The sequence below is a fragment of the Deinococcus roseus genome (genome assembly GCF_014646895.1).
Taxonomy (GTDB): Bacteria; Deinococcota; Deinococci; order Deinococcales; family Deinococcaceae; genus Deinococcus_C; species Deinococcus_C roseus.
Genome location: NZ_BMOD01000019.1, coordinates 45,567 through 68,386, shown reverse-complemented (window position 1 = coordinate 68,386; position 22,820 = coordinate 45,567). Strand labels below are relative to the sequence as shown.

16 protein-coding genes are annotated in these 22,820 nt (G+C 57.6%); 10 read left to right on the top strand and 6 right to left on the bottom strand.

All coding sequences use genetic code 11. The features are described from left to right. Positions 1-178 precede the first annotated feature (178 nt). The 7 genes from IEY52_RS19235 (at position 179) to IEY52_RS19205 (ending at position 11,071) form a co-directional block, all read left to right on the top strand. Positions 179-2,410: a diguanylate cyclase domain-containing protein gene (locus IEY52_RS19235; RefSeq protein WP_189005512.1), complete on the top strand. Its 2,232-nt coding sequence runs from the start codon at positions 179-181 to the stop codon at positions 2,408-2,410. Positions 2,411-2,792: 382 nt separating this feature from the next. Further along, a complete protein-coding gene (locus IEY52_RS19230; protein WP_189005504.1) occupies positions 2,793-3,794 on the top strand; it encodes a LacI family DNA-binding transcriptional regulator in 1,002 nt (333 codons plus the stop codon). Between the two features lie 180 nt (positions 3,795-3,974). After that, the gene (locus IEY52_RS19225; RefSeq protein WP_189005502.1) at positions 3,975-5,618 is read left to right on the top strand and encodes an ABC transporter substrate-binding protein; all 1,644 of its coding nucleotides are present in this window, start codon (positions 3,975-3,977) and stop codon (positions 5,616-5,618) included. Positions 5,619-5,874: 256 nt separating this feature from the next. Next, on the top strand, positions 5,875-6,861 hold the full coding sequence (locus IEY52_RS19220; RefSeq protein WP_189005500.1) for an ABC transporter permease: 987 nt from the start codon (positions 5,875-5,877) through the stop codon (positions 6,859-6,861). A 1-nt stretch (position 6,862) separates the two neighbouring features. Further along, on the top strand, positions 6,863-8,731 hold the full coding sequence (locus IEY52_RS19215) for a dipeptide/oligopeptide/nickel ABC transporter permease/ATP-binding protein (RefSeq protein WP_189005499.1): 1,869 nt from the start codon (positions 6,863-6,865) through the stop codon (positions 8,729-8,731). After that, on the top strand, positions 8,728-9,729 hold the full coding sequence (locus IEY52_RS19210; RefSeq protein ID WP_189005498.1) for an ABC transporter ATP-binding protein: 1,002 nt from the start codon (positions 8,728-8,730) through the stop codon (positions 9,727-9,729). Before IEY52_RS19215 ends, IEY52_RS19210 begins: the two co-directional genes overlap by 4 nt. Continuing rightward, the gene (locus IEY52_RS19205) at positions 9,722-11,071 is read left to right on the top strand and encodes a GH1 family beta-glucosidase (protein ID WP_189005497.1); all 1,350 of its coding nucleotides are present in this window, start codon (positions 9,722-9,724) and stop codon (positions 11,069-11,071) included. Before IEY52_RS19210 ends, IEY52_RS19205 begins: the two co-directional genes overlap by 8 nt. A 51-nt stretch (positions 11,072-11,122) precedes the next feature. Here IEY52_RS19205 and IEY52_RS19200 read toward each other — a convergent pair whose 3' ends face one another. The 3 genes from IEY52_RS19200 to IEY52_RS19190 all read right to left on the bottom strand — a co-directional run bounded on the left by IEY52_RS19200 (position 11,123) and on the right by IEY52_RS19190 (position 15,663). Then, positions 11,123-11,557: a hypothetical protein gene (locus tag IEY52_RS19200; RefSeq protein WP_189005496.1), complete on the bottom strand. Its 435-nt coding sequence runs from the start codon at positions 11,555-11,557 to the stop codon at positions 11,123-11,125. Positions 11,558-11,771: 214 nt separating this feature from the next. Then, the gene (locus IEY52_RS19195) at positions 11,772-14,546 is read right to left on the bottom strand and encodes a glycoside hydrolase family 3 N-terminal domain-containing protein (RefSeq protein WP_189005495.1); all 2,775 of its coding nucleotides are present in this window, start codon (positions 14,544-14,546) and stop codon (positions 11,772-11,774) included. A 100-nt stretch (positions 14,547-14,646) separates the two neighbouring features. Then, complete coding sequence (locus IEY52_RS19190) at positions 14,647-15,663, bottom strand: LacI family DNA-binding transcriptional regulator (protein ID WP_189005493.1); 1,017 nt, start codon at positions 15,661-15,663, stop codon at positions 14,647-14,649. A 201-nt stretch (positions 15,664-15,864) separates the two neighbouring features. On the opposite strand from IEY52_RS19190, the gene IEY52_RS19185 reads away from it, so the two are divergent. After that, on the top strand, positions 15,865-16,716 hold the full coding sequence (locus IEY52_RS19185) for a GNAT family N-acetyltransferase (protein ID WP_189005491.1): 852 nt from the start codon (positions 15,865-15,867) through the stop codon (positions 16,714-16,716). A 31-nt stretch (positions 16,717-16,747) separates the two neighbouring features. Next, a complete protein-coding gene (locus tag IEY52_RS19180; RefSeq protein WP_189005489.1) occupies positions 16,748-17,647 on the top strand; it encodes an aminoglycoside phosphotransferase family protein in 900 nt (299 codons plus the stop codon). Here IEY52_RS19180 and IEY52_RS19175 read toward each other — a convergent pair. Together IEY52_RS19175 and IEY52_RS19170 are read right to left on the bottom strand one after the other, a co-directional pair. Beyond that, positions 17,638-18,237: an HAD-IA family hydrolase gene (locus tag IEY52_RS19175; protein ID WP_189005487.1), complete on the bottom strand. Its 600-nt coding sequence runs from the start codon at positions 18,235-18,237 to the stop codon at positions 17,638-17,640. The genes IEY52_RS19180 and IEY52_RS19175 overlap by 10 nt on opposite strands. A 45-nt stretch (positions 18,238-18,282) precedes the next feature. Continuing rightward, complete coding sequence (locus IEY52_RS19170) at positions 18,283-19,479, bottom strand: cytochrome P450 (protein ID WP_189005485.1); 1,197 nt, start codon at positions 19,477-19,479, stop codon at positions 18,283-18,285. Between the two features lie 179 nt (positions 19,480-19,658). On the opposite strand from IEY52_RS19170, the gene IEY52_RS19165 reads away from it, so the two are divergent. Then, positions 19,659-21,677: a diguanylate cyclase domain-containing protein gene (locus tag IEY52_RS19165; protein WP_189005483.1), complete on the top strand. Its 2,019-nt coding sequence runs from the start codon at positions 19,659-19,661 to the stop codon at positions 21,675-21,677. Here IEY52_RS19165 and IEY52_RS19160 read toward each other — a convergent pair. Next, positions 21,674-22,711: a M42 family metallopeptidase gene (locus IEY52_RS19160; RefSeq protein WP_189005474.1), complete on the bottom strand. Its 1,038-nt coding sequence runs from the start codon at positions 22,709-22,711 to the stop codon at positions 21,674-21,676. The two genes, IEY52_RS19165 and IEY52_RS19160, sit on opposite strands and share 4 nt — an antisense overlap. Positions 22,712-22,820 lie beyond the last annotated feature (109 nt).

Sequence of the window (22,820 nt, the reverse complement as noted above, 5' to 3'; positions counted from 1 at the left end):
GCGGTTGAGCACAGTTTCTGACCGCTTCTTTCTGTTTTTGGGGAAGCTTTGACCTCCCGCTCTGATGGGCAGCTGGGTTATGGCATCCCACGGCTGAAGACCACGGGCTTTCCACCCAGACCATTTTTTGTAAGACGGCAAGGAGTATAAAGAAAGCAACCCGAGGAGAGGGCGAGTCATGACTCCTGTGAAAAGCGTTGCTGTGCTCACCGACTACCTTTATCCTTACCAGACCACCCTGATTGCAGGCGTGCAGCACGCCTTAGAAGAGCAGGGCGTGGCCTCCACTGTTTTTGTGGGTCGCAACTTCAACACCCCGAGAGCCACCCTGCAGCGCGCCACGGACATTTACAAATTGATTGATCCTTCCCGGTATCTGGGTGTGATTCTGCTGGCTTCGCCTCTGGGGGTGCATGTTTCAGATGAGGAGTTTGCCCGGTGCATTCAGTCTTACCGTCCCCTGCCCATTGTGAGCATCGGGCGCAGGATTCCTGAAACCTCCAACGTGCTGCTGGACAACCGACCTGCCATGCGCTCCCTGATGGAGCACCTGGTCACGGTGCGCAAATTGAAAAGCCTGGTGTTCATGCGGGGCATTCCTGGAAATTACGATTCCGAAGAGCGTGAGCAGGTGTTCCGTGAAGTGCTGCACGAGCACCAGCTACCCGTGCAGGAAGAATTGATCCTGACCGGGGATTATGCTTCTTCGCGGGCTTATCTGGAAATGACCCGTTTGTTGCAGCGCACCCGAGAGTTTGAAGGCGTGGTCTGTGCCAACGATGAAATGGCCGAAGGGGCCATCCAGGCCATCACGGCACTGGGATTGCGGGTTCCAGAAGACATTGCCGTGGTGGGCTTCGATGACAGCGAGGAATTCAAGCATGTGGTTCCAGCACTGACCACCGTCAGGCAGCCGTTTTTTGAGCAAGGCGTGGAGGCAGGGCGGATGCTGCTGTCCATGGCCCATGAAGGGGCAGGCGTGCAGGACCATTACATCAGTCCCCAGCTGGTGGTGCGGGAATCGTGTGGTCCGCCTCTGGCAGGGTTTGAATTCCTTTCTCCCAGCGAGATGTTTCGTGGGGTGGTGGAAGCCCAGCAGAAGTTGCTGACGCTGTTTGAGCAGGTGGCCGTGCATGCGGAGCAACACAGCCGGTTTCTGACCTCCTGGAAAGAAGCTTTGCTGCGCCGCACCCGTCTGGACCAGGAGTTTTTCCTGTGGCGGGATGGTCTTCAGGGCTGTGTGCAAAAGCTCGCCCTGCAGGTCAAGCCAGACCAGCAACAGCAGGTGCTGGCCCTGGGGTTTGCCGCCCAGTCCATTCTGGGCAGTGCTTTGCAGATGCTGCATTCCCGGAACCAGCTGCTGCTGGTGGGCAGCACCAAGAATGCCCCTGGTCTTTTTGCCGTGCAGAACCATGAGGATCTGTTTGAGGCCCTGAGGGTGCATCTGGAACACCTTTACATCCGGCACTGCATGCTGGTGCTGTACGAGAGTTATGATTCCACCCCTGCTCCTTTTGCCCATGTGGCCATGGCCGCCGGGACCCTCTCCAACCTGGATTCTTCGGTGTTTGCCACCCGCGATCTGTTGCCAGAGAGCATGCAGGAGGAGCTGGCTGCAGGCAGTTTGCTGCTGACCCCCCTGTATGTGAATGACCTGCACTATGGGTACCTGCTGTACGAACCGCCCACGTCTGGAAGGTTCGATGAGGAAAGCCTGTGTCACAGCGTCAGCCATGCCATCCAGCAACTGGAACAAACGCTGGCCCTGCGCAGTTATGCCGAGAACCTGGAGGTGCAGGTGCAGGCCCGCACCCGTGAATTGCAGGATGAGGTCACAGAGCGCATGAAGGCCGAGAAAGCCCTGCGGGTCGCCAATGAGGAGCTGCAGCGTTTTGCTTTTCTGGATGGCCTCACCCAGATTTACAACCGGGCGGCGTTCAATGAGCACCTGCAGAGCCAGTGGGTGAACCACCTCAGACACAACAGGCCCCTGAGTCTGATTCTGTGTGATGTGGATTTCTTCAAGCGCTACAACGACCATTACGGTCACCTGGAAGGGGACCGCTGCCTGCAGCACATTGCCCAGGCCCTGTCCCGTTCGGTGCGCAACCGGGGAGACACGGTGGCCCGCTATGGAGGTGAAGAGTTCGTGGTGATCCTGCCCGAAACCACCCCGATGGGAGCCATGCTGGTGGCCCAGCGCATCCAGCAGGAGGTTCGGGGGCTGGAAATCAGCCACGAAAAATCCGACATCAGCCCACTGGTCACGGTGAGTGTGGGGGTGGCGACCCTGGTGCCGCAGTCCGGGATGTCTCCCGAGGACCTGATCCACATGGCCGACCAGTGCCTGTACCGCGCCAAACAGGCTGGTCGGGGCCGCATCATGCAGCATTCTCTGACCAATTTCTGAGCAGTTCACAGTCAACAGTTCTCAGTCAACCACAGACTGAAGCTGTTTTTTGCTGTGGTGGCTGTGGTTTTTTAAGGATCTTCAGGGTGACCGTTCTTTCAAAATTTTGCCGCCCAGAGTTTACTAACTTAAATTCAACTGGAATTTTTCACCTCGAACCTTCAAAACTCCCGCTGCAACTTCAGAGATTTTTTCGTTTCACAAAGCACTTTTGCGACCCTGGACTTTTTGAATTGAGCCATCAGGTTCATGAGAGTCTTTTATACCAGGTTCAATTTCAATGTAAGCGTCTTGCATTTCTGGGGGTTTCCTCTTATGCTTGATGCAATCGTTTACATCAGAGTTTGGTGTGTGCCACAAGGCACCCGCCATGGGGTACTTCATGACCAGCAGAAGCCAAAACCGACCCAACATCCGGGCTGTCGCCATGCAGGCAGGTGTTTCCACAGCCACCGTTTCCCGGGCCATCAACACCCCGGAACGGCTGGATCCGGAAACCCTCAAGCGGGTGCTGCATGTGGTGCAGGAACTGGGCTACGTGCCCAACCTGACCGGACGCAGTCTGGTGATGGGCCGCACCCACGCTGTGGGTGTGGTGGTGCCCAATGTGGGCTGGCCGCTGTTTGCTTCCTTTGCCAGAGGCATCGAAATGGAACTGAACGCCTCGACTTTGATGCCGATCATCGTCTCCACCGACGACCTGCAAGACCGCGAAAAAGACGCTGCCAGAGCCCTGGTGGAGCGTTCCGTGGATGGTCTGATTCTGATTTCTTCCAACCTCGCACCAGGCGAAATTGAACGCCTTGCTCCCAACATGTTCCGGGTGCACATCAACCCCCAGATCGACGGCCATGAGCACCAGATCCGGGTGGACGATGTGGCCGGAGGGTACCTTGCCGCAGACCACCTGATCAAAAGCGGCCACAAACGCATTGCCCATGTGGCCGGGGAATTTCGTTCAGGACGGGACAGGGCTCAGGGATTTTTGAAGCGCCTCTCTGAAGAAGGCCTGGAACCTTTTGTCCTTTACACCGGAGATTTCACGGTGGAAGCCGGAGAGAAAAGTGTGGATAAAATTCTGGAAATTGGAGTTCCAGACGCCATTTTTGCAGCCAGCGATTTGATGGCTGCCGGGGTGTGCCGTGCCCTCAACCGGGCAGGTCTGCGTGTTCCTGATGCCGTTTCGGTGATGGGCTACGACGACAATCCTATTGCTGCACTTCTGGACCCCCCCCTCACCACCATCCGCCAGCTGGACATCGAGCTGGGAAAAATGGCCGGAAAAATGTTTCTCTCCCTGATGGAGGGAGAGGAAGCCCACAGCGAAATCATTGTTCCAGAGCTGATTGAACGCCAGACCACCCGCAGCCGCCTTCGCAGGTGAACCCTGCAATGCATGCTTCAACATTGCACCTCAGTCGGGAGTTGCCGCACTCCCAGAAAAAGGAATGGAAAGGAATGAGGACCATGTCAGACCGAGGAGATTCACGCTCCCCCCCGCCCATCAATGCCCCCCTGAAGCCGCTCTAAAGTTCAAAAACCCCTTTTCCCTGGAGGAATTCGCATGAAAAATGCAAACGTTTACACCAAAGCTGCCCGTGTTGCCCTGACCGCCGCCCTGCTCACCGCTTCCCTCGCCCACGCAGAGAGCGTGTTCCGCATTGCCCGTGACTCCGCGTCCCTGGCCAGCGTGAACCTCAACCCCTTCTCTGGAGGCAGCCAGCGCCTCTACCCCACTGTTTCCGCCATCTACGAGACCCTCTTCTACGTCAACTCCCTGACCGGCGACGTGGAAAATGTGCTGGGCACCGGCTACAAGTGGGACAAGGGCAACAAGAAACTGACCGTCACCGTGCGCGATGGAGTCAAATGGAGCGACGGCACCGCCTTCACCGCCAAAGACGTGGAATTCACCTTCGATTACCTGAAGCAAAACCCCGCCATTGACGGCGCTGCCCTCTGGAAAAACGGCCTCACCGACGTGAAAGCCAGCGGCAACACCGTGACCTTCACCTTCAAAGACAAGAACATCCCCGTCTTTGTGTACATCGCCCACCAGACCATCGTGCCCCAGCACATCTGGAGCAAGATCAAAGACCCCACCACCGAAACCAACACCAAACCTGTGGCCACCGGACCTTTCCTGTTCCAGAGCGCCAACAGCCAGAGCATCAAAGTGGTGAAAAACCCCAACTACTGGATGAAAGGCTACCCCAAAATCGACGCCATCCAGTGGGAAGTGGTGGGCGGTGCAGACGCCATCCTGCTGAAACTGCTTAGAGGAGACGCCGATTACTCCTACGCCAACATCCCCGACATCAAGAACGTTTACGTCAACAAGAACCCCGACACCAACAAGTTCTACTGGCCCGTGACCGGCGGCAACTACCTGTACTTCAACACCGCCAAGGCCCCCTTCAGCGACGTGAACTTCCGCAAGGCCATCTCCAGCGCCATCAACACCGAAGAAGTGGCCCTCAAAGCCTACTCCGGTCTGGTCAAGGCAGCCAGCCCCAGCGGCATCATCCCCACCCAGCAGGGCAAGTGGCTCTCCAAGAGCATCGCAGCCAAGGGCGTGACCTTTGATGTCAACAAGGCCAGAGAGTACCTGAAAAAAGGTGGCTACAAGGTCGTCAACGGCAAACTGACCGACAAGAGCGGAAAAACCCTCCCCACCTTCAAGATCCTGGTGGGCGCAGGCTGGACCGACTTCATCACCATGGCCCAGGTGATCGGCAACAACCTCAAACAGATCGGCATTGACACCACCATCGACCAGCAAACCTGGGGCAGCTACTCTGGCGGCCTGCAGACCGGCACCTACGACATGGGCATTTCCTGGGGCTGGGGCGGCGGCGAAACCCCCTACAACCTGTTCTTCCAGAGCTTTGCACCTGAATTCAGCGCCAAAGTCGGAGACAGCGCCGCTTCCAACCTGACCCGTTACACCAAGAGCAACATCACCTCTGCCCTCAAACGCTTCCAGCAGAACAGCGACCCCGCCGTGCAGAAGAAAGCCATCGACACCATCGTCAACCAGTTCGTCACCGATGTGCCCTTCTTCCCCCTGACCGACCGCGTGAACTTCACCACCTACAACAGCAAGAACTTCAAAGGCTTCCCCACCGACGCCAACCCCTACTACGACGGTGGAGCAGACGACCAGATCGGTGCCCGCCTGCTGTTCCTGAACCTGGAAGCCAAATAACCCCACCCGCTTGCTGACGCTGCGCTCCTCCCCTACAGAGGGGAGGAACTCCGACCCCACCCGCTCTCTGACACTCGCTCCCTCTCCTCTCAGGAGAGGACCGACCGAAGGTCGCGGTGAGGTCCCCACCTTCAAAAATCCCCTCTGATCTCCCGATCCCTTGAAATCCCCTCGCTTTCCCTGGTGGCCTCTGTGGCAAACAAAGAGGTCACCAGCGAGGTGGGGGGTTTTTCTCACCCCAACAAGGAGGTGAACTGTGAACTTTTTTCTGCGTCGCCTGACTTTTTTTCTGCTGACCCTGTGGGCGGCCCTCACCCTGAATTTTTTCCTGCCCAAACTGGTGCCCGGAAATCCCATCGGGGCGATGCTGGCCCAGGCGCAAGGGCGGATGAACCCGGAAGCCGTGCATGCTCTAAAACTGGCTTACGGCATCAAAGAGCATCCCGATCCCCTGTACATCCAGTACTTCGAGTACATTGGCAAACTGCTGCACGGTGACTTTGGCCGCTCCATCAGCCAGTTCCCCATGAACGTTTCAGATGTGATTGCTGGCTCTGCGCCCTGGACCATCGGTCTGGTGGGCATCAGCACCGTCATTTCCTTTGTGCTGGGCAGCTTGCTGGGTTTGTGGACCGCCTGGAAACGCGGCAACAAGGTGGCAGATGCCATGGTGCCTCTGGGCCTGTTCCTGAACAGCATGCCTTACTTCTGGTTTGCATTGATTTCCCTGTACATTTTTGCTTACCTGCTGAACTGGTTCCCACTCAGTGGTGGGTACGCTTCAAACCTGTCTCCCAGCGATGGCTGGCCTTACTTCCAGAGCATCTTGCTGCACGGCTTTCTGCCTGCTTTCACCATCGTGGTGACCGGGATTGGGGGCTGGCTGGTGGGCATGCGCAACAATGCCGTGTCTGTCTTGAACGAGGATTATGTGACTTTTGCAGAAGCCAAGGGCCTGCGTCCTGAGCGCATCAAGAACCAGTATGTGGCCAGAAACGCCATTCTGCCTTCCATCACTGGATTTGGCATGGCCCTGGGCTTCGTGGTCGGCGGAAGCATCGTCACCGAGATTGTGTTTTCCTACCCTGGCATTGGCCGCCTGCTGTACCAGGCCGTCACCGCCCTCGATTATCCCCTGATGCAGGGCATCTTCCTGTTCATCACCGCAGCGGTCTTGATTGCCAACCTGCTGGTGGAAGTCAGTTACGTGTTCCTGGACCCCCGCGTAAGAGGAGGCAAATGACATGGGACTCCTGAAAGCCCTCTGGGCTGAACCCCGTTCACGGGTGGGCCTGATCCTCTTTGTGCTGATGGCCCTGATTGGCCTGCTGGCTCCTGTTTTGACTTCCCGTTCTCCGGTGGACATGGGTTTCATGCCCTGGGAGAAACCCTCTGCCATGCACCCCATGGGCACCACGGGCCTGGGTCAGGACGTGTACACCCAGTTCCTGTACGCCACAAGGCTGTCTTTGACCCTCGCGCTGGTGACCGGGTTGCTGGTGGCATTGATCAGCACCGCGATTGGTCTCACGGCGGCTTTTTATGGTGGTCTGGCCGATGAACTGATCAGCTTTTTCACCAATGTGGTGCTGGTGCTGCCCGCCCTGCCCCTGATCATCGTGATTGCCGCTTACATCAAAGTGGGCGGATTCTGGCCGGTGGTGCTGGTGGTGGCCCTCACCGGATGGGCCTGGGGTGCCCGCGTGCTGCGTTCGCAGGCCCTGACCTTAAGAGAGAGGGATTTCGTGCATGCGGCGATTGCCTCTGGGGAAACCCCTGCACGGATCATTTTGACCCACCTGATCCCCAACATGAGCGGTCTGATTGCCGCCAACTTTTTCGGGGCTGCTGTGTATGCCATCCTGACCGCCACCGGACTGGAATTCCTGGGTCTGGGCGATGTTTCCCTGATCAGCTGGGGCACCATGCTGTACTGGGCCGGAAGTGAACAGGCCATGCTGCACGATGCCTGGGTGCGCATTGCCGCTCCCGGTCTGGGCATTGCTTTTCTGGGCACTGCTTTTGCGCTGCTGAACTTCGGGATCGACTCGATTTCCAACCCCCGTCTGCGCTTGCAGGCCCCGGTGCACAAGAAACCAAAACCCGTCAGCCCTGAGCCTTTGCGTTCCCAGAAGAACCTGGTGAGTGCCCAGAACGTCACCGTGCAGTACGACACCCCCAGAGGTGCCGTGACCGCTGTCACCAGTGCCAACCTGGACGTCAAAGGCGGAGAATTTGTGGGCCTGGCCGGGGAATCCGGGTGCGGAAAATCCACGCTGGCCTTTGCCATGACCCGCCTGCTGCGCTCCCCCGGTTTTGTCGCTGAAGGTGCCGTTTACCTGGAGAACAAGAACCTGCTGGACCTCGACAATGAGGAGCTGCGCAAAGTGCGCTGGAAAGACTTCTCGCTGGTCTTCCAGGCTTCCATGAACGTGCTGAACCCGGTGCTGACCGTGCGCGAGCAGATTTACGACGCATTGAAAGCCCACGGCATGACCGACAAAACCGAGCTGGAAAAACGGGTGCTGGAACTGTTTGCCATCATCAACATCCGCCCGCAGTTTCTGGAGAGCTACCCCCACCAGCTTTCTGGCGGGATGCGCCAGCGTGTGGTGATCGCCATTGCCCTGGCTTTGCAACCCAAAGTGATCGTGATGGACGAACCCACCACCGCTCTGGACGTGGTGGTGCAGAGAAGCCTGCTGCAGGAAATTGCCGACCTGCGCAAGAAGATGGACATCTCCATCATCTTCATCACCCACGACCTGTCCCTGCTGGTCGAGATGTCGGACCGGATTGTGATCATGTACGCCGGGCAGATTGTGGAAGAAGCCCGTGCTGCAGACATCTACGCCCGTCCCCGTCACCCTTACACCAAACTGCTGATGTCCACCTTCCCGCCCATCTCTGGACCCAAAGAGCGCAGACACGGCATTCCGGGCCGTCCTCCGGTGCTGACCACCACCTCCAAAGGCTGCCCCTTTGCAGACCGTTGCCCCAGCGTGATTCCTGGCGTGTGCACCGAGGTGAACCCCATGCTGCTGGAAATTGAGCGGGGCCACAAGGTCGCCTGCCACCTGGAAGTTCCCGAAATGCGCGAGGTGAAAGCATGACTTCTGGCACCAGCAACACCCATGCACTGGAACTCAAAGACCTCAACAAGGTTTTTGCCTCTGGCAACAAGAAAGTGCATGCGGTCAGCCATGTGAACCTGACCCTGCGCAAAAAAGAAGTGATCGCCATTGTGGGCGAGTCCGGCTCCGGAAAATCCACCATTGCAAGGCTGATCACCCGCCTGCATGCTCCCACTTCAGGCCAGCTGGTGATTGACGGGCAGAACATCTCCCAGAACCCCTCTGGGAAAGAACTGAAGCACCTGAGGCAGCGCGTGCAGATGATCTTCCAGGACCCTTTCGGAAGCATCAACCCCCTGCACCACATCGGGTACACCGTGGGTCGCCCCATGGAAATCCACGGGATTGCCAAAGGCAAAGAGAAAGAAAAACGGGTGGCACAACTGCTGGACCGGGTGGGCCTCTCCCCTGGTGCAGAGATGACCAAGAAGCTGCCCCACGAGCTTTCCGGTGGACAACGTCAACGTGTTGGGATCGCCCGTGCCCTCGCAGCCAACCCCTCCATCCTGCTGGCCGATGAACCCACCTCCATGCTGGACGTGTCGATCCGTCTGGATGTGATGAACCTGCTGCTGGATTTGCGCGACCAGGAAGGCCTGTCCATGATCTTCATCACGCACGACCTGGCTGGCGCACGCTACATGTCTGACCGGGTGGCGGTGATGTACGCAGGCCATATGGTGGAGGTCGGACCCACCGATCAGGTGATCAACCGCCCCGCCCACCCTTACACCCTGCTGCTGCGCTCTGCAGCCCCCAAACCCGAAGAGTCCCTGCGTCCTGAACGCATCGATTCCAGAGGAGACATCCCCAGTCTGGCCGCACTCCCTACGGGTTGCCCCTTTGCTCCCCGCTGCCCTTTTGCCACACCGGAATGCACCCAGGCCCTGCCTGAATTCAGAAATGTGGGTACCGAGCATCAGGTGCGGTGCATCCACCCCCAGAACCAGCCTCAAAAGGAGTTGAACCATGCTTGATCTGAACGTCTTCCCCCCGAACTTCCGCTGGGGCACCGCCACCGCCGCCTACCAGATTGAAGGCGCAGCCCACGAAGATGGACGCGGCATTTCCATCTGGGATGTCTTTTCCTACACCCCTGGAAACGTCAAAAAAGGCGACTCTGGCGACGTGGCCTGCGACCACTACCACCGTTACGCCGAGGACTTCAAACTGATGAAAGAACTGGGCATGAACAGCTACCGCCTGTCCATCAGCTGGCCCCGCATCCTGCCCAAAGGCCGGGGCGAAATCAATGAAAAAGGTCTGGCCTTTTATGACCGCCTGATTGATGAACTTCTGAAAAATGGCATCGAGCCTTACGTGACCCTGTACCACTGGGATTTGCCCCAGGCCCTGCAGCAACTCGGAGGTTGGGCCAACCGCGATACCGTGGACGCTTTTGAAGAATACGCCCGCATTGTGGTGAACCGCCTGGGGGACCGCGTCAAGAACTGGATCACCCACAATGAGCCCTGGTGCGCCGCATTCCTGGGCCACGGCGCAGGGGTGCACGCTCCCGGTCTGAAAGATGTGGGGGTCTCCATGCAAGTGGCCCACCACCTGCTGCTCTCCCACGGGAAAGCTGTTCGGGTCATCAAAGAGCACGACAGTTCACACAAGGTTGGGATCACACTGATTCTCGGCCCCAGCCATGCTGCCAGTGATTCTCCCGAAGATGTGGCTGCAGCAGCCCGTCACGACGCTTTCCTGAACACCATCTACCTGGATCCCCTTTACGGCAAGGGTTACCCCAGAGTGCTCTTTGACCACATCCCGGCTCTGGCCCCCAAAGTGCAGGAGGGGGACCTGGAAATCATCGCCACCGAGACCGATTTCCTGGGGGTCAACTATTACCAGCGCAGCATCGTGAAGCACTCAGAGCAGCTTCCCTTCAACTTTGATGGGGTGCGTCCTCCTGGGCCAGAATTCACCTTTTTTGACTGGGAGGTCTACCCTAAAGGACTCTACGAGGTGCTGACCCGCGTGCATCAGGATTACGCTCCAAAGGAAATCTTCATCACCGAGAACGGGGCCACCTTCGAGGACACCCTCACGGAAGACGGTCAGGTTCACGATGAGCAGCGCCGCTTCTACATCGAGCGCCACCTGAAATCTGTTCAGGACGCCATCTCTGAAGGGGTGCCCGTGAACGGCTACTTCGCCTGGAGCTTCCTCGACAACTTCGAGTGGGCAGAGGGTTTTGAGAAACGTTTCGGTCTGGTGTATGTGGATTACGCCACCCAGAACCGCCACGTGAAAGACTCTGGCAAGTGGTACAGCAAGCTGGTGAAAGAAGCGCTGGGAGCGGTTGGGGTTTAAGAACCCTGTCCATTGCAAAGAGGCACCTGCAAGGGTGTCTCTTTTTTGATGTCACCATGTCCAGGGCAGGAGAAACCAGACATCCAGATCTTGCAGAGGTTGATTTTGCAGGGCTTTCCGAAGGGCCTCTTTAGCTCTTGCACGAATGATCTGCTTCCACTGGGCAGGAGCCATTTCCATTCCCATGTGTGTTCTGGCAAGACGGGTTTTGGCAAAATACCGCTTGAGTGGACGGGTGATGTACAGCCGGTAACTTCTGGCTTCACGGGAACGCCTGATGGCTTTCACTGGAGAAAAAGCAATGTCCCACTCATGAGGCAGCAACAACCTCTTTCCAGCAAGGTGTTCCTCTTTACGCATGCCATGAAAATGGTCTCGCCTCCAGAAGCTCTGTGCTTTGCGGTTGTTCAGGTTGCGGAAATGGTGGTGGCGAATTTTGCTGCGGGAATGCCTTCTGGAATGACGTTTGTAGGGGTGTTTCTTCATTCGTTGGTTTGAGTATGCAGGGTTCCTGCTTTTTGCACCTCTGCCGTCTGAATTAAGGGAAAACGCTTACCACAAAAGAAAAACCTGCCCAATCCACAGGCAGGTCCAGAGCAGGTAAAAGAACACAGCCCGCAAATTTCTTGTGCTTTGAGAACGCTCAGGCAACCCAGCGGGTCCCTCCTGCGGCAACAGGAGGGACCCGGGAGAAAGAACCTTATTTGGCGTAGTTCAGGCCAAAACCGTAAGCAAAGAGGGGGTCGTAGGTGGCATCGCCCACGTTGAGGGGCAACTGGGCCACGCTCCTGGGCCAGCTCACGGGGAGTTTGCCCTTGAAGTCCTTGTCTCCGAACAGCACATCTGCCACGCCTGCACCTTCAGAGCCGGGGAGCCATGCGGCCACAAATGCGCTGGCCTTGGAGAGCTCGTCATTGATGATCATGGGACGGCCAGAGACCAGCACCACCACGCACTTGACGTTGCTGCACACATTGTTGATGGTGTTCTGGTCATTTGCGCTGAGGGTCAGGGTGCCGTTGTCGCCAGCGCCTTCTGCATAGGGCTGCTCACCGACCACCACGATGGCTGCTTCATAGCCTTTGCCCGTCACATCTGCAGCAGTGGGGGCAGCCACGTATTCTGCACCTGCATTGGCAGCCTTGATGCCTTCCAGGATGGTGGTGCCTTTGGTGATGGCTCCAGCGCTCCCCTGCCAGCTGATGGTCCATCCGCCGCTCTGCAGACCGATGTTGTTGGCGTGGTTGCCAGCGACCAGCAATTTGCCGGTTTTCTTGAGGGGCAGGGTGCTGTCCTGGTTCTTCAGCAGCACCAGGGATTCCTGCACGGCCTGGCGGGCCACTGCACGGTGGGCGGCAGAACCGATCTGCGCAATCTCACTGCGGTCAGAGAAGGGTTTCTCGAAGAGGCCCAGCTCGAACTTCTTGGTGAGGATGCGCTTCACTGCGTCATCGATGCGGGACATCTGGATGTGTCCGGCTTTCACTTCGGCAATGGCACCTTCATAGAAGGTCTGGTACTTGTCTGGAACCATGATCATGTCCAGACCGGCATTGATCGAGGTGGTGATGTCGGAGTTGTAATCTCCGGGAATCTGGTCAATGGCAGCCCAGTCGGAGATCAGGAAGCCCTTGAAGCCCAGTTCGGTTTTCAGCACATCGGTCAGCAGGTGCTTGTTGGCGTGCATCTTCAGGCCGTTAAAGCTGCTGTAGGAAGGCATGATGCTGCCCACATTGCGCTTGATGGCCTCAATGAAGGGGGGCAGGTGGATCTTGCGCAGGGTGGCCTCGTCCATTTCGGTGTTGCCCTGGTCGATCTTGCCGCCCGTGTAGGTGGTGCCGCCATCGCCAACGTAGTGCTTGGCGGTGGCCATCACGCTGTTTTTGTTGTTCAGGGATGCGCCCTGGTAGCCGTCAATGATGGGGGTCATCATGCTGGCAATCTCAGGATCCTCCCCGAAGGATTCATAGGTGCGGCCCCAGCGCTCATCGCGGCCCACACACACGCAGGGCGAGAAATCCCAGCGGATGCCGGTGGCGTAAATTTCTGCAGCGGTGACTTCACCGATCTGTTTGGCCAGCACCGGGTTGCGGGTGGCTCCCAGACCGATGTTGTGCGGGAAAATGGTGGTGCCGTACACGTTGTGGTGACCGTGCACGCCGTCCACCCCGTACAGCATGGGAATGGAGAGGCGGCTGAGCAGGGCGTAGTTCTGGAAGTCGTCCACCATGTTGGCCCAGTCTTCGGGGTTGTTTCCGGTGGTGGGGGCAGAGCCACCTCCGCTCAAGAGGGAGCCCAGAGACAGGTCGGCAAGGTCGTATTTCTTGCCGTTGACCGCGCCACGCTCGGCCTGGGTCATCTGACCGATTTTCTCTTCCAGGGTCATTCTGGAGAGCAAATCGTTCACCCGGAACTCCACCGTCTTGCTGCTGTCCTGGTAAGGGAACTTCTCACCATCTTTGATGTAGACGGTGCCTTCCTTGTCGGTGCCCAGGGTGGCCCCACTGGGATCAGAGAGGGTGACTTTGACGGTGACGTTGCCCTCTGCCACAGCGGTGTTGCTGGTCTGTACCGTGAAGGTCTTGGTGTCCTCTCCAGCAGCGAAATTCAGGGTTCCGGAAGCTGCGGTGTAATTGGTGCCTGCTTTTGCAGATTTGTCGGCGGTGCTGTACTTCACAGTGACGGCAGCAGTGGGTTTCTTGTCCAGTTTGACCGTGAAAGTGGCAGCTGCCCCTTCATTGACGGCCACTTTGGTGCCAGACAGAGAGGCTTTCACCGAAACGGGAGGCTTGGTGCCCCCAGGAACCAGTTTGAAGTCGTCAAAGTAGATGGTGCGGCTCTTGTCCTCGCCCTGGCCGTTGGACAGTTCCAGCGTGAAACCCCACACTTCAGAGAGGGTCACACCATCGTTGGGGGTCTCGCCAGAAGGCTGCCAGCCGCGGCGCACCAGCTGGTCAAAAGGCACCTCGATTTTCTTCCAGCCTTTGGTGTCGTCTTTGAAGGGGAATTCAAAACGCTCGGCGCTGTCGATGTCCTTGTTGGGGCCTTTGTTGTCCAGCAAATCAAAACGGTAGGTTTTGCCGCTGCCTTCACCGTAAAACATGAAGGTGATGGCCTTGAAGCTGCTCCAGTCGGCATTGCTCCATTTTTTCCCAGAGGCATCTGCAATTTTGAAGTCAAAGCCACCCCAGCTGCCGGTCAGGTTGTAAACCACCTTCAGGGCTTTGGTGTCCTTGTTGTCTGCGTCTTTGATGGTTTCCTGGGTGATCACCAGCGGATCTGCACCTTTTTCCTTGTAGGTGCGGATCTGGGCAGCACTGTCTGCAGCATCCACATCCACAGGCGCTTCAAAATTCTGGAACACCGTGGGGGTGTCAGGACCGGGGCCGGGAGGAGGGGTGGTGCCGGTCTGGGCACAGGCTGCCAGAGAAACAGCCATCAGGGCGGTGAGCAGCAGGGTTTTGGATTTGTTCATGGAAAACCTCTTTTGGAAAGCACCTGCCTGGAAAGAGAAAGAAAGCAAAAAGCATCCTCAGACAGCTTTCGGCTGCCCGTGCAGGGAAGAAATCAATTGTTCAGGGGGGTGTGGGTTTCAGGTTGAGGACGGAATGGCGGACGATCAACTGGGGCTCTAGAACAGATCTCACCTCCTGGTGTGTTCGGTCCAACAGCCTGAGCACGGTGCTTGCCGCTGCCATCCCCATTTCATAAATGGGAACGCGCACGGTGGTCAGGGCCGGATGCATGTAACGGGAAAACAGGATGTCGTCAAAACCAACCATCGAGACATCCTCGGGAATGCGTTTGTTGAAATCCCTGAGGGCCTGGTAACTGCCCATCGCCATCTGGTCGTTGCCGCAGAAAATGGCGGTGAAAGCAGGCCCGGCCAGCAGTTTCAGGGCGGCCTGGTAGCCTCCGGGTTCGGTGTAATTCGAGGACACCACCAGCCCACTGCGGTAAGGCAACCCGGCCTGGGACAGAGCCCTCTGGTAACCTGCCAGCTTGGAGCGGGTGACGTGGGTGTGTGGATCTCCACTGATGTGGGCAATTTCGCTGTGACCATGGTCAATCAGGTAACGGGTGGCCAGGTAAGCCCCCAGCTCATCATCGATGCCGATGTTGTTGGGGAGTTCTGCCGGGTCCTGTCCCATCACCACCACGGGTTTCATGTGCGGGTTGATCTGCTCAAGATCTGCTGCAGAAAGGCGTTCTCCGTAATAGATCACGCCATCGGCATCGTTGTTCAGCAGGTAAGCAAGGGTTTCCTGTTCGTTGTCGCGGTTCCCCTGACCGCTGGCGACCACCAGACGGTAATCCGTTTCCCTCAGCACCCGCTGGATGCCTTCCAGAAAAACCCCAAAATACGGACCGGCAATCCAGGGCACCATCACCCCAATCCCCCCCAGTTGTTGATTGACCAGTCCTCTGGCCAGCGGGTTGGGCTGGTATTTCAGTTGCGTTGCTGCCGACTCGACAAGTTTTCGGGTGTCTTCGGAGATCGGGCCGCTGGAGTTCAGCACCCGGGACACCGTGGACACCGAAACGCCAGCGAGGACAGAGACATCCTTGATGGTGGTTCGTTTTCTGGTCATGGTTTTCCTGTGGAAACGTTTGTAGTAAATTGTGGCAGATTTTATGGGGTTTTGCAATAGAGGAATGAAAAAGTTGTGGAAAGGTTTTTACAAAAGTTTCAGTGGGTTTTAGGGGGCAGGTTTTGCCTGGTGCAATCGGTCCTCGGCCTTCTACGCCACCTGACGCATGTGCAGCACCGCCGAAAAAGTTTTACTGAAACCATGCGTTATTTACAGGAACGGGCACTGACGCCCGAACAACTGGCCCAGGCCCTGAATTTGCAAGTCAGCATCAATGAAACATCTGGGCTTGACCTCAAACTGGGGCTGGATTATGAACCCCTCAAGGTGCATGAAACCCCCTGGAACCGGCACCACCTGATGCTAAATGGAGACCGGGTGGTGGGTTACGGGAGCATTCTGGGGGCTTACCACATGCCCGAACTGAAAGTGATGGTGGCCCCTGAATTTCGCAGGCAGGGCATGGCGACCCGCATGCTCAGGAGCATGGCGCGGGCCTGTGCCGTTCCCGGCGTGCAGAAGGTGCTGGGGATTTGTGAAGCAGCGTCCAGCGCAGGTCAGGCTTTTTTGCAGAAATGGGGGGTGACCCTGGATTTTGCAGAATACCGCATGGTGCTGAACCTCGGACAGTTTGAAGCCCCTGAACTTCCCGAAGGCACCACCGAGTCCCAGGCAGCACCTGAAGATGCAGAAAGCATTGCTGAGGGGGCCAGAAAGGATTTCGGGTTTGGCATGAACCTGGATGACCTGCGCAGAGAACTGCGCGAGGAGCCCGAACCCCACCGGGTTTTGAAGGTCAATGGGCGGGTGGTGTCCAATTTGCGGGTGTTTCACACCGAAAGCAGGGCGGGGATTTATGCCTTCCGGGTGCATCCTGATTTTCGCAGAAAAGGTCTGGGGGAACTGTTGATGCGTCAGGTGCTCTTTGATTTGCAACAGCAGGGGTACCAGCAGGTGTGGCTGGAGGTCAATTCCAGCAACCCTCCGGCCATTGCCCTATATAAAAAACTGGGGTTTGAGGTGAGTGTCAATTATGGCTATTACCGCCTTTAAAACATCTGGCAGAAACACAAAAGGAGCCTGAATGGCAAAATTGCATGACCATGAAGTGGACACCAGCGCAGAAGTGGTGCAGCACCTGCTGACCACCCAATTTCCTGAGTTTGCACACCTTCCCCTGAACGTGATGCAGTCCAGCGGCACCGACAACCGCATGTACCGCCTGGGGAAAGCTTTGACTGTGCGTTTGCCGCGCATTTCCTGGGCCACACCCCAGGTGGAAAAAGAGCATCTGTGGTTGCCCAGGCTGGCCCCACACCTGCCCCTGCAGATTCCAGAACCTGTGGCACTGGGACAGCCTGATGACACCTATCCCTGGCACTGGTCCATCTACCGCTGGCTGGAAGGCAAAAATGCCTCTCTGGAGGGGGTTTCAGATGCTGACCTGCTGGCAAAAGACCTTGCCGGGTTCATGCTGGCTTTGCAAAACATTCCTGCAACAGATGGGCCTGTTCCGGGGCACCACAATTTTGGCAGGGGTGTTTCTTTGCATGAACGCGACCCCATGACCCGCAAGGCCCTGCAAGAACTGGAAGGCTGGTTTGATGTGAAAGCGCTGACATCCCTCTGGGAAAAAGCCCTGAGCGCTCCAGCCTGGGACAGTCCACCTGTGTGGATCCATGGGGACCTGCAAGCAGGAAACCTGCTCGTCCACAACGGGAAACTGCATGCGGTGATTGATTTTGGAGGTCTGGGGGTGGGAGACCCGGCCTGTGACCTGATGGTGGCCTGGAACCTTTTTGATGCTCCCACCCGTGAAACCTTCCGTCAGGCCCTGCAGGCAGACGATGCCTCCTGGGAACGGGGCAAGGGATGGGCGCTTTCGGTGGCGGTGGTGGCCCTCCCCTATTACCGTCACACCAATCCCGGTCTGGTGGCCATTTCAACGCAGGCCCTGAACGCGCTTCTGGCAGATCAGGGCTGAGGGGTCTGCAACAGGTTTTCCTTTTGCAGCACATTTAGAACTGCTTCAGGGCTCAGGTAGAGGTGGGCGTTCCAGCCTGCCTGCTGTGCAGCTTCCACATTTTTGCTTTGATCGTCCCAGAAGTGAATTTCTGCTGTTCCCAGGGCTTTCTGGACCTGCTGGAAATACTCCGGGTCGGGTTTCTTGGCCTTCAGGTGTGACGAGGCGAACATGCCATCAAAATGACCTTGCAGGCGTTCCCACAGGTAAGCAGCACGGTGTGTTTCCTGGTTGGTGGCCAGATGGCAGGCGTAGCCTTCAGCCCTGAGCCGGTCCACCACTGCCAGAAGTTCTTCATCTGGCACGAAGTCGATGTCAAACCATTCCTGCATGAACGCTTCCACAGACCCTGGATAGCCCCACATGGGCAACTCCGGGGCCAGGGCTGCTTTGAGGTCCAGCTCTCCACGCAGACACTGGTAAAAGACACCCACAAAGAAACGGTTGATCAGGTCTTCTGGCAACTGGTATTTTTCTGCAGCGTGAATGGAAAACAACTGCTGGGGCGGCTTCAGGACCACCCCATCCACATCAAAAAGCAAAACGGTCATGGTTCAGGATAACCAAAAAGACCCGGCAACAAAGTGCGGGTTGCTTCAACGCACCCCCACGTGCAGCTCTTTCAGACCGCGCAGGGTGAAATTGAGTCGGTAGGAAATGTCCTGCTGCAACATCTCCAGCGTGTCAAAACGCTGCAGCAGTTTTTCAAAGACCACCCTGGCTTCCATGCGGGCCAGACTTGCTCCCAGACAGTAGTGGTGTCCGGCAGCGAAGGCCAGATGCTTGCTGGCATCGCGCCGCACATCCAGTTGTTCTGGGTGGCTGAACACCCTGGGGTCCCGGTTGGCTGCAGCCAGCATCAGTTGCAACTGGGTCCCTGCTTTGACCTGCTGACCGCCCACTTCCATGTCGGTTTTCAGGACCCGCGAGGTGGCCTGCACGGGACTGACGTAACGCAGCAGCTCTTCCACGGCACCGTCCATCAACTCAGGGTGCTCCCGCAGCGCTGCAAGCTGCTCTGGATGCTCCAGCAGGGCATGAAGGCCACTGGCGATCAGGTTGGTGGTGGTTTCATGTCCGGCCACCAGCAGCAAAATGGCGTTTGAAAGCAGTTCTTCATTGCTGAGTTTGTCTCCGGCCAGTTCTGCCGTGGCCAGTGCGGTCATCAGACCAGGTCGGGGGCGTTCTCGCAAATCATCTGCAATCTGCCTGAAGTAGCTGTTCATTTCTACAACGTCCTGCATGATGCGGGGCATCAGGATTGTGCTTTCTGCACCCCCATCCAGCAGCACAGCAATGCTTTCAGACCAGCGTTTAAAGTGCTCTGCATCCTGCGGGTTGAGGCCCAGCATTTTCAGGATCACCGTGACCGGGAGGGGACCGGCCAGCTCGTCCAGAACCTCCATTTTGCCCTGCAGGGCCACCCGGTCCAGAATTTCATCCACCTGGGTTTCAATCAGGACCCGCATCTCCGAAACCACCCTGGGCGTGAAGGCCTGATTGACCAGGCTGCGCAGGCGGGTGTGGTTGGGGGGATCACGGAACAGCATCATGTGATAAAGGGCATTCACAGGCAGAAATTCATCCCTTTTGAGGTCTTCTGCAGAGGCCCCCAGCCGTTCCACACTGACCCGTGGGTCACGCAGCAAAGCAGCGTTCTCCGGGTGCCCGGTCACAAACAGGGAATTCCACTCTGGAATGTAAAATACGGGATTGAGGTTGCGCAGGTGGTCATAATGGGGGTAGGGGTTCTGGATGCCTTCTGGCGTGAACAGGATCTGGATCTCTTGCATGGGTCTCCTTTACAGGGATAAGGCTCCGGGGTTTTCTGGTTCCCATTGTGAAGTCAGGCTGTTTGAAAATCCTCTGTCCATTTCAAATAGAGACAGCAAGCAGACCCCATCCAACTCAGGTAAGGATTTTTTCAGAGGCCATGTTGACATAATAAGAGCAGATCTGGAGGCCCAGCCCGATGCCTGAACGCCGCACCCCATCCTCACACCACATTGCCCGGCAGATGCTGCTGGTCTTGCAGCATGTGACCGGGGCCAGCGCTGTGCGCCTGCAGCACCCCCAGTGGGGAGAATTGCTGGCTGGAGAGGGGTTCAGAACCGGAGAACCCCTGCTGGAACTCTCCACACCGGATGGGCTGGGACACGTCATTTTGCAGGGCCAGCAACTCCGAACCCTGGACCGGGATGTGCAGAAAGCCCAGGGATATGCCCAGACCATCCTCAACCTTTCCCGCCTGCTGAGCAGCGAAATCAGCATTCACGACCTGCTCAGGCAGGCCTTGCAGGTGTTGCAGGAATCCATCGGCATGGATCTGGTTTTCGTGTTGAAAATGGACCGTGAGCACCATGAGCTGGAAGAAATCTGGTCTGAGCAGCCCATTCCCTGGGACCTGCCCCACACCCTCTTTCTGAACGGCAGTGTGGCCTGGGAAGCCCTGAGGACCCAGCATCCCCGGCACTTTGCAAACCTGCAACTGGAGGGCACCACGCTGGAGGTGATGGTGTTCCCCCTGAACCTCAAAGAAGGGGAAGGCACCGTGCTCACGGTGGGCAGGCAGCAGGGTCGCCCCTGGCTCCCAGAGGAACGCACATTGCTGGAATCCATTGCACTGGGCATCCGCATGGTGCAACAGCAAGGGGAATATGTGCGGCAACTGAAAGACGCTGCCCTGCTGGATCCCCTGACCGGACTGGGCAACCGCCGCGCTTTTGACCAGACCCTGGAACAGGACCTGCAAGATGCCCAGCAGCAGGGGTTTTCTCTGGGCGTGATGGTGCTGGACCTGGACGGCCTGAAAAAAGTCAACGATGGACAGGGCCACGAGCAGGGCGATGTGCTGCTGAAGACCTTCGCGGAGGCTCTGAAGCTGCACCTGAGGCAATCCGATCCGGCTTACCGTCTGGGTGGAGATGAATTCGCGGTGATTTTAAAGCACCTGCAACCCGGGCAACTCTCCATTCTGGAAAACCGTCTGGGGGCCATTCGCAGCACGGTGCGCCAGAAAGGGTTTCTGGATGCAGATGCCAGTGCAGGGGTGGCTTTTCTGGGCCGCGATGGAGACACCCCTGGTGAACTCTGCCGGGTGGCAGACGAACGCATGTACGCCCAGAAAGCCGTGCACAAAAACCACCAGCAGGCCAGTTTGCTGGGCTCGGTCAGTCCACGGGCCGCCTGGCAAACCCTGCGCTCCACCCTGGAACTGCTTTCACACGATCAGGACGCTGGACCGCGCTTCTGGAAAACCCTGCTGGCCGCGGCCATCCGCACCATTCCCAGTGTGGAGGCAGGCTCCATGGACGTGTGGCACGGTGGTTATTACCGGGTGGCCGCCCAGGTGGGCTACGACGATGGCATTCTGGGCATCCAGCTCAGCGAGGACAGCCAGCTCAAATGGTACGGCAATGGCAGGGAGAACTACCTGAAAGGCATTCCGCGCCTGCTTTACGGCCTGGACATCGCCCGGCATTCCAGTGCCACCATCGAACCAGACACCTACGAGGTGTTCGATGAAGCAGGTTCGCTGGCCCAGGTGAAAAGCACCATCCTGCTGCCCATCGTGGTGGATGGGCACCCCATCGCCCACATGAACCTGGACAACCACACGGTGGAGCAGGCTTTCAGTGCAGAAGCCATCGAGATTGCCATGGATTTTGCAACCCAGGTGGGAGCCCTGCTGCTGGCCCAGCAGCGGCGCGAAGTGATCGCAGAACGGGAACACCACCTGCATTTGCTGCAGGACTTCACCCGCACAGTGCTGCTGCTGCCCGAAGAACAACAGCGCTTGCAGGCCCTGCAGGACCTGGCCATGCAACTGCTGGGCACCTCTCAGGTCAGCCTGGACGATCACCCGCTGGGGAATTTCAGCCTGCGCACGTCACAGGGTTACCTGAATGCCGTTCCTGAAAAAGGAGATGCCCTCTCCCGTTCGGGAAGAGAGCACCTGAGTATTGCGGTGGCACTGGTTTCTGGGGTTTAACCTTCCTGCATGTACTGCAAAATCAGTTTTGCAGTGTCCTGCAAAGCATCCAGGTGGGTTCTTTCATAGGCGTGGCTGGCATCCACGCCAGGGCCAATCAGTGCAGCAGGATAATTCCCTCCGGCCCGCCATGCAGCACTGGCATCTGAGCCGTAATACGGATAAATGTCGATCTTCAGGTCGATGCCTGCCTGCACTGCCGCTTTGCGAAGGCGGTTCCCCAGCCCGTGGTCATAAGGCCCCGAAGAGTCCTTCACACAGAGGGTGCAGTGGTGCTCATGCGAGGTCTGCCCTTTTCCAATGGCCGCCATGTCCACCGCAATGAGTTCCTGGGTGTCCTGCGGAATCCCCACTGAAGCCCCGTGCCCCACCTCCTCGTAATTGCTGATGAAGAAATGGGTGGTGTGCTTCAAAGCGATTTTCTCCTGCAGCACAGCACGGGTCACATCCAGAAAGACCGCCACTGCAGCCTTGTTGTCCAGGTGGCGGCTCTTCAGGTACCCGGATTCGGTCAGCTCTGCACGCGGATCCCACGACACAAAATCCCCCACCTGCACCCCCAGATTCAGGGCGTCTTCTGCACTGAAAGAACGGGCATCCAGACGCACTTCCATGGTTTCATCGGTGCGTTTGAGGTCCCGCAGTTCTGCGCCCCACACATGGGTGCTCTGCTTGACGTTGACCACAGTTCCCGTAAGGGTCTTGCCACCCTGCAAGTGCACTGTGCAGTATTCTCCTTCCACGGTGGCCCAGTCGTAACCCCCAAGGGCCGTCAGCTTCAGGCGTCCATTGTCTTTGATTTCCTTGACCATGGCCCCCAGCGTGTCAATGTGGGCACTGAAAGCCACTGTTTTGCCAGTTGCCTGACCGGAAAGGGTCCAGTACAGCGCCCCTTTGGGGGTGAACTGGGGCTCGATGCCAAGGTCCTGCAGCATTCCAGCCAGCACCTGCATGGCCTGCCCGGTGAATCCAGTGGGTGAGGGGGTGCGCAGCAAAGTCAGCAGCCGGTCTGCCAAGTAACGGGTGTCGATCATGGGACAAGCATATCAGGGGACAAAGCCGAGGGCTGAGGACCGAGGGCAAAAACAGAAACCTCAAATTGGGATTGTAGGGGCGCAGCGTGCTGCGCCCAACAGCAGTAAC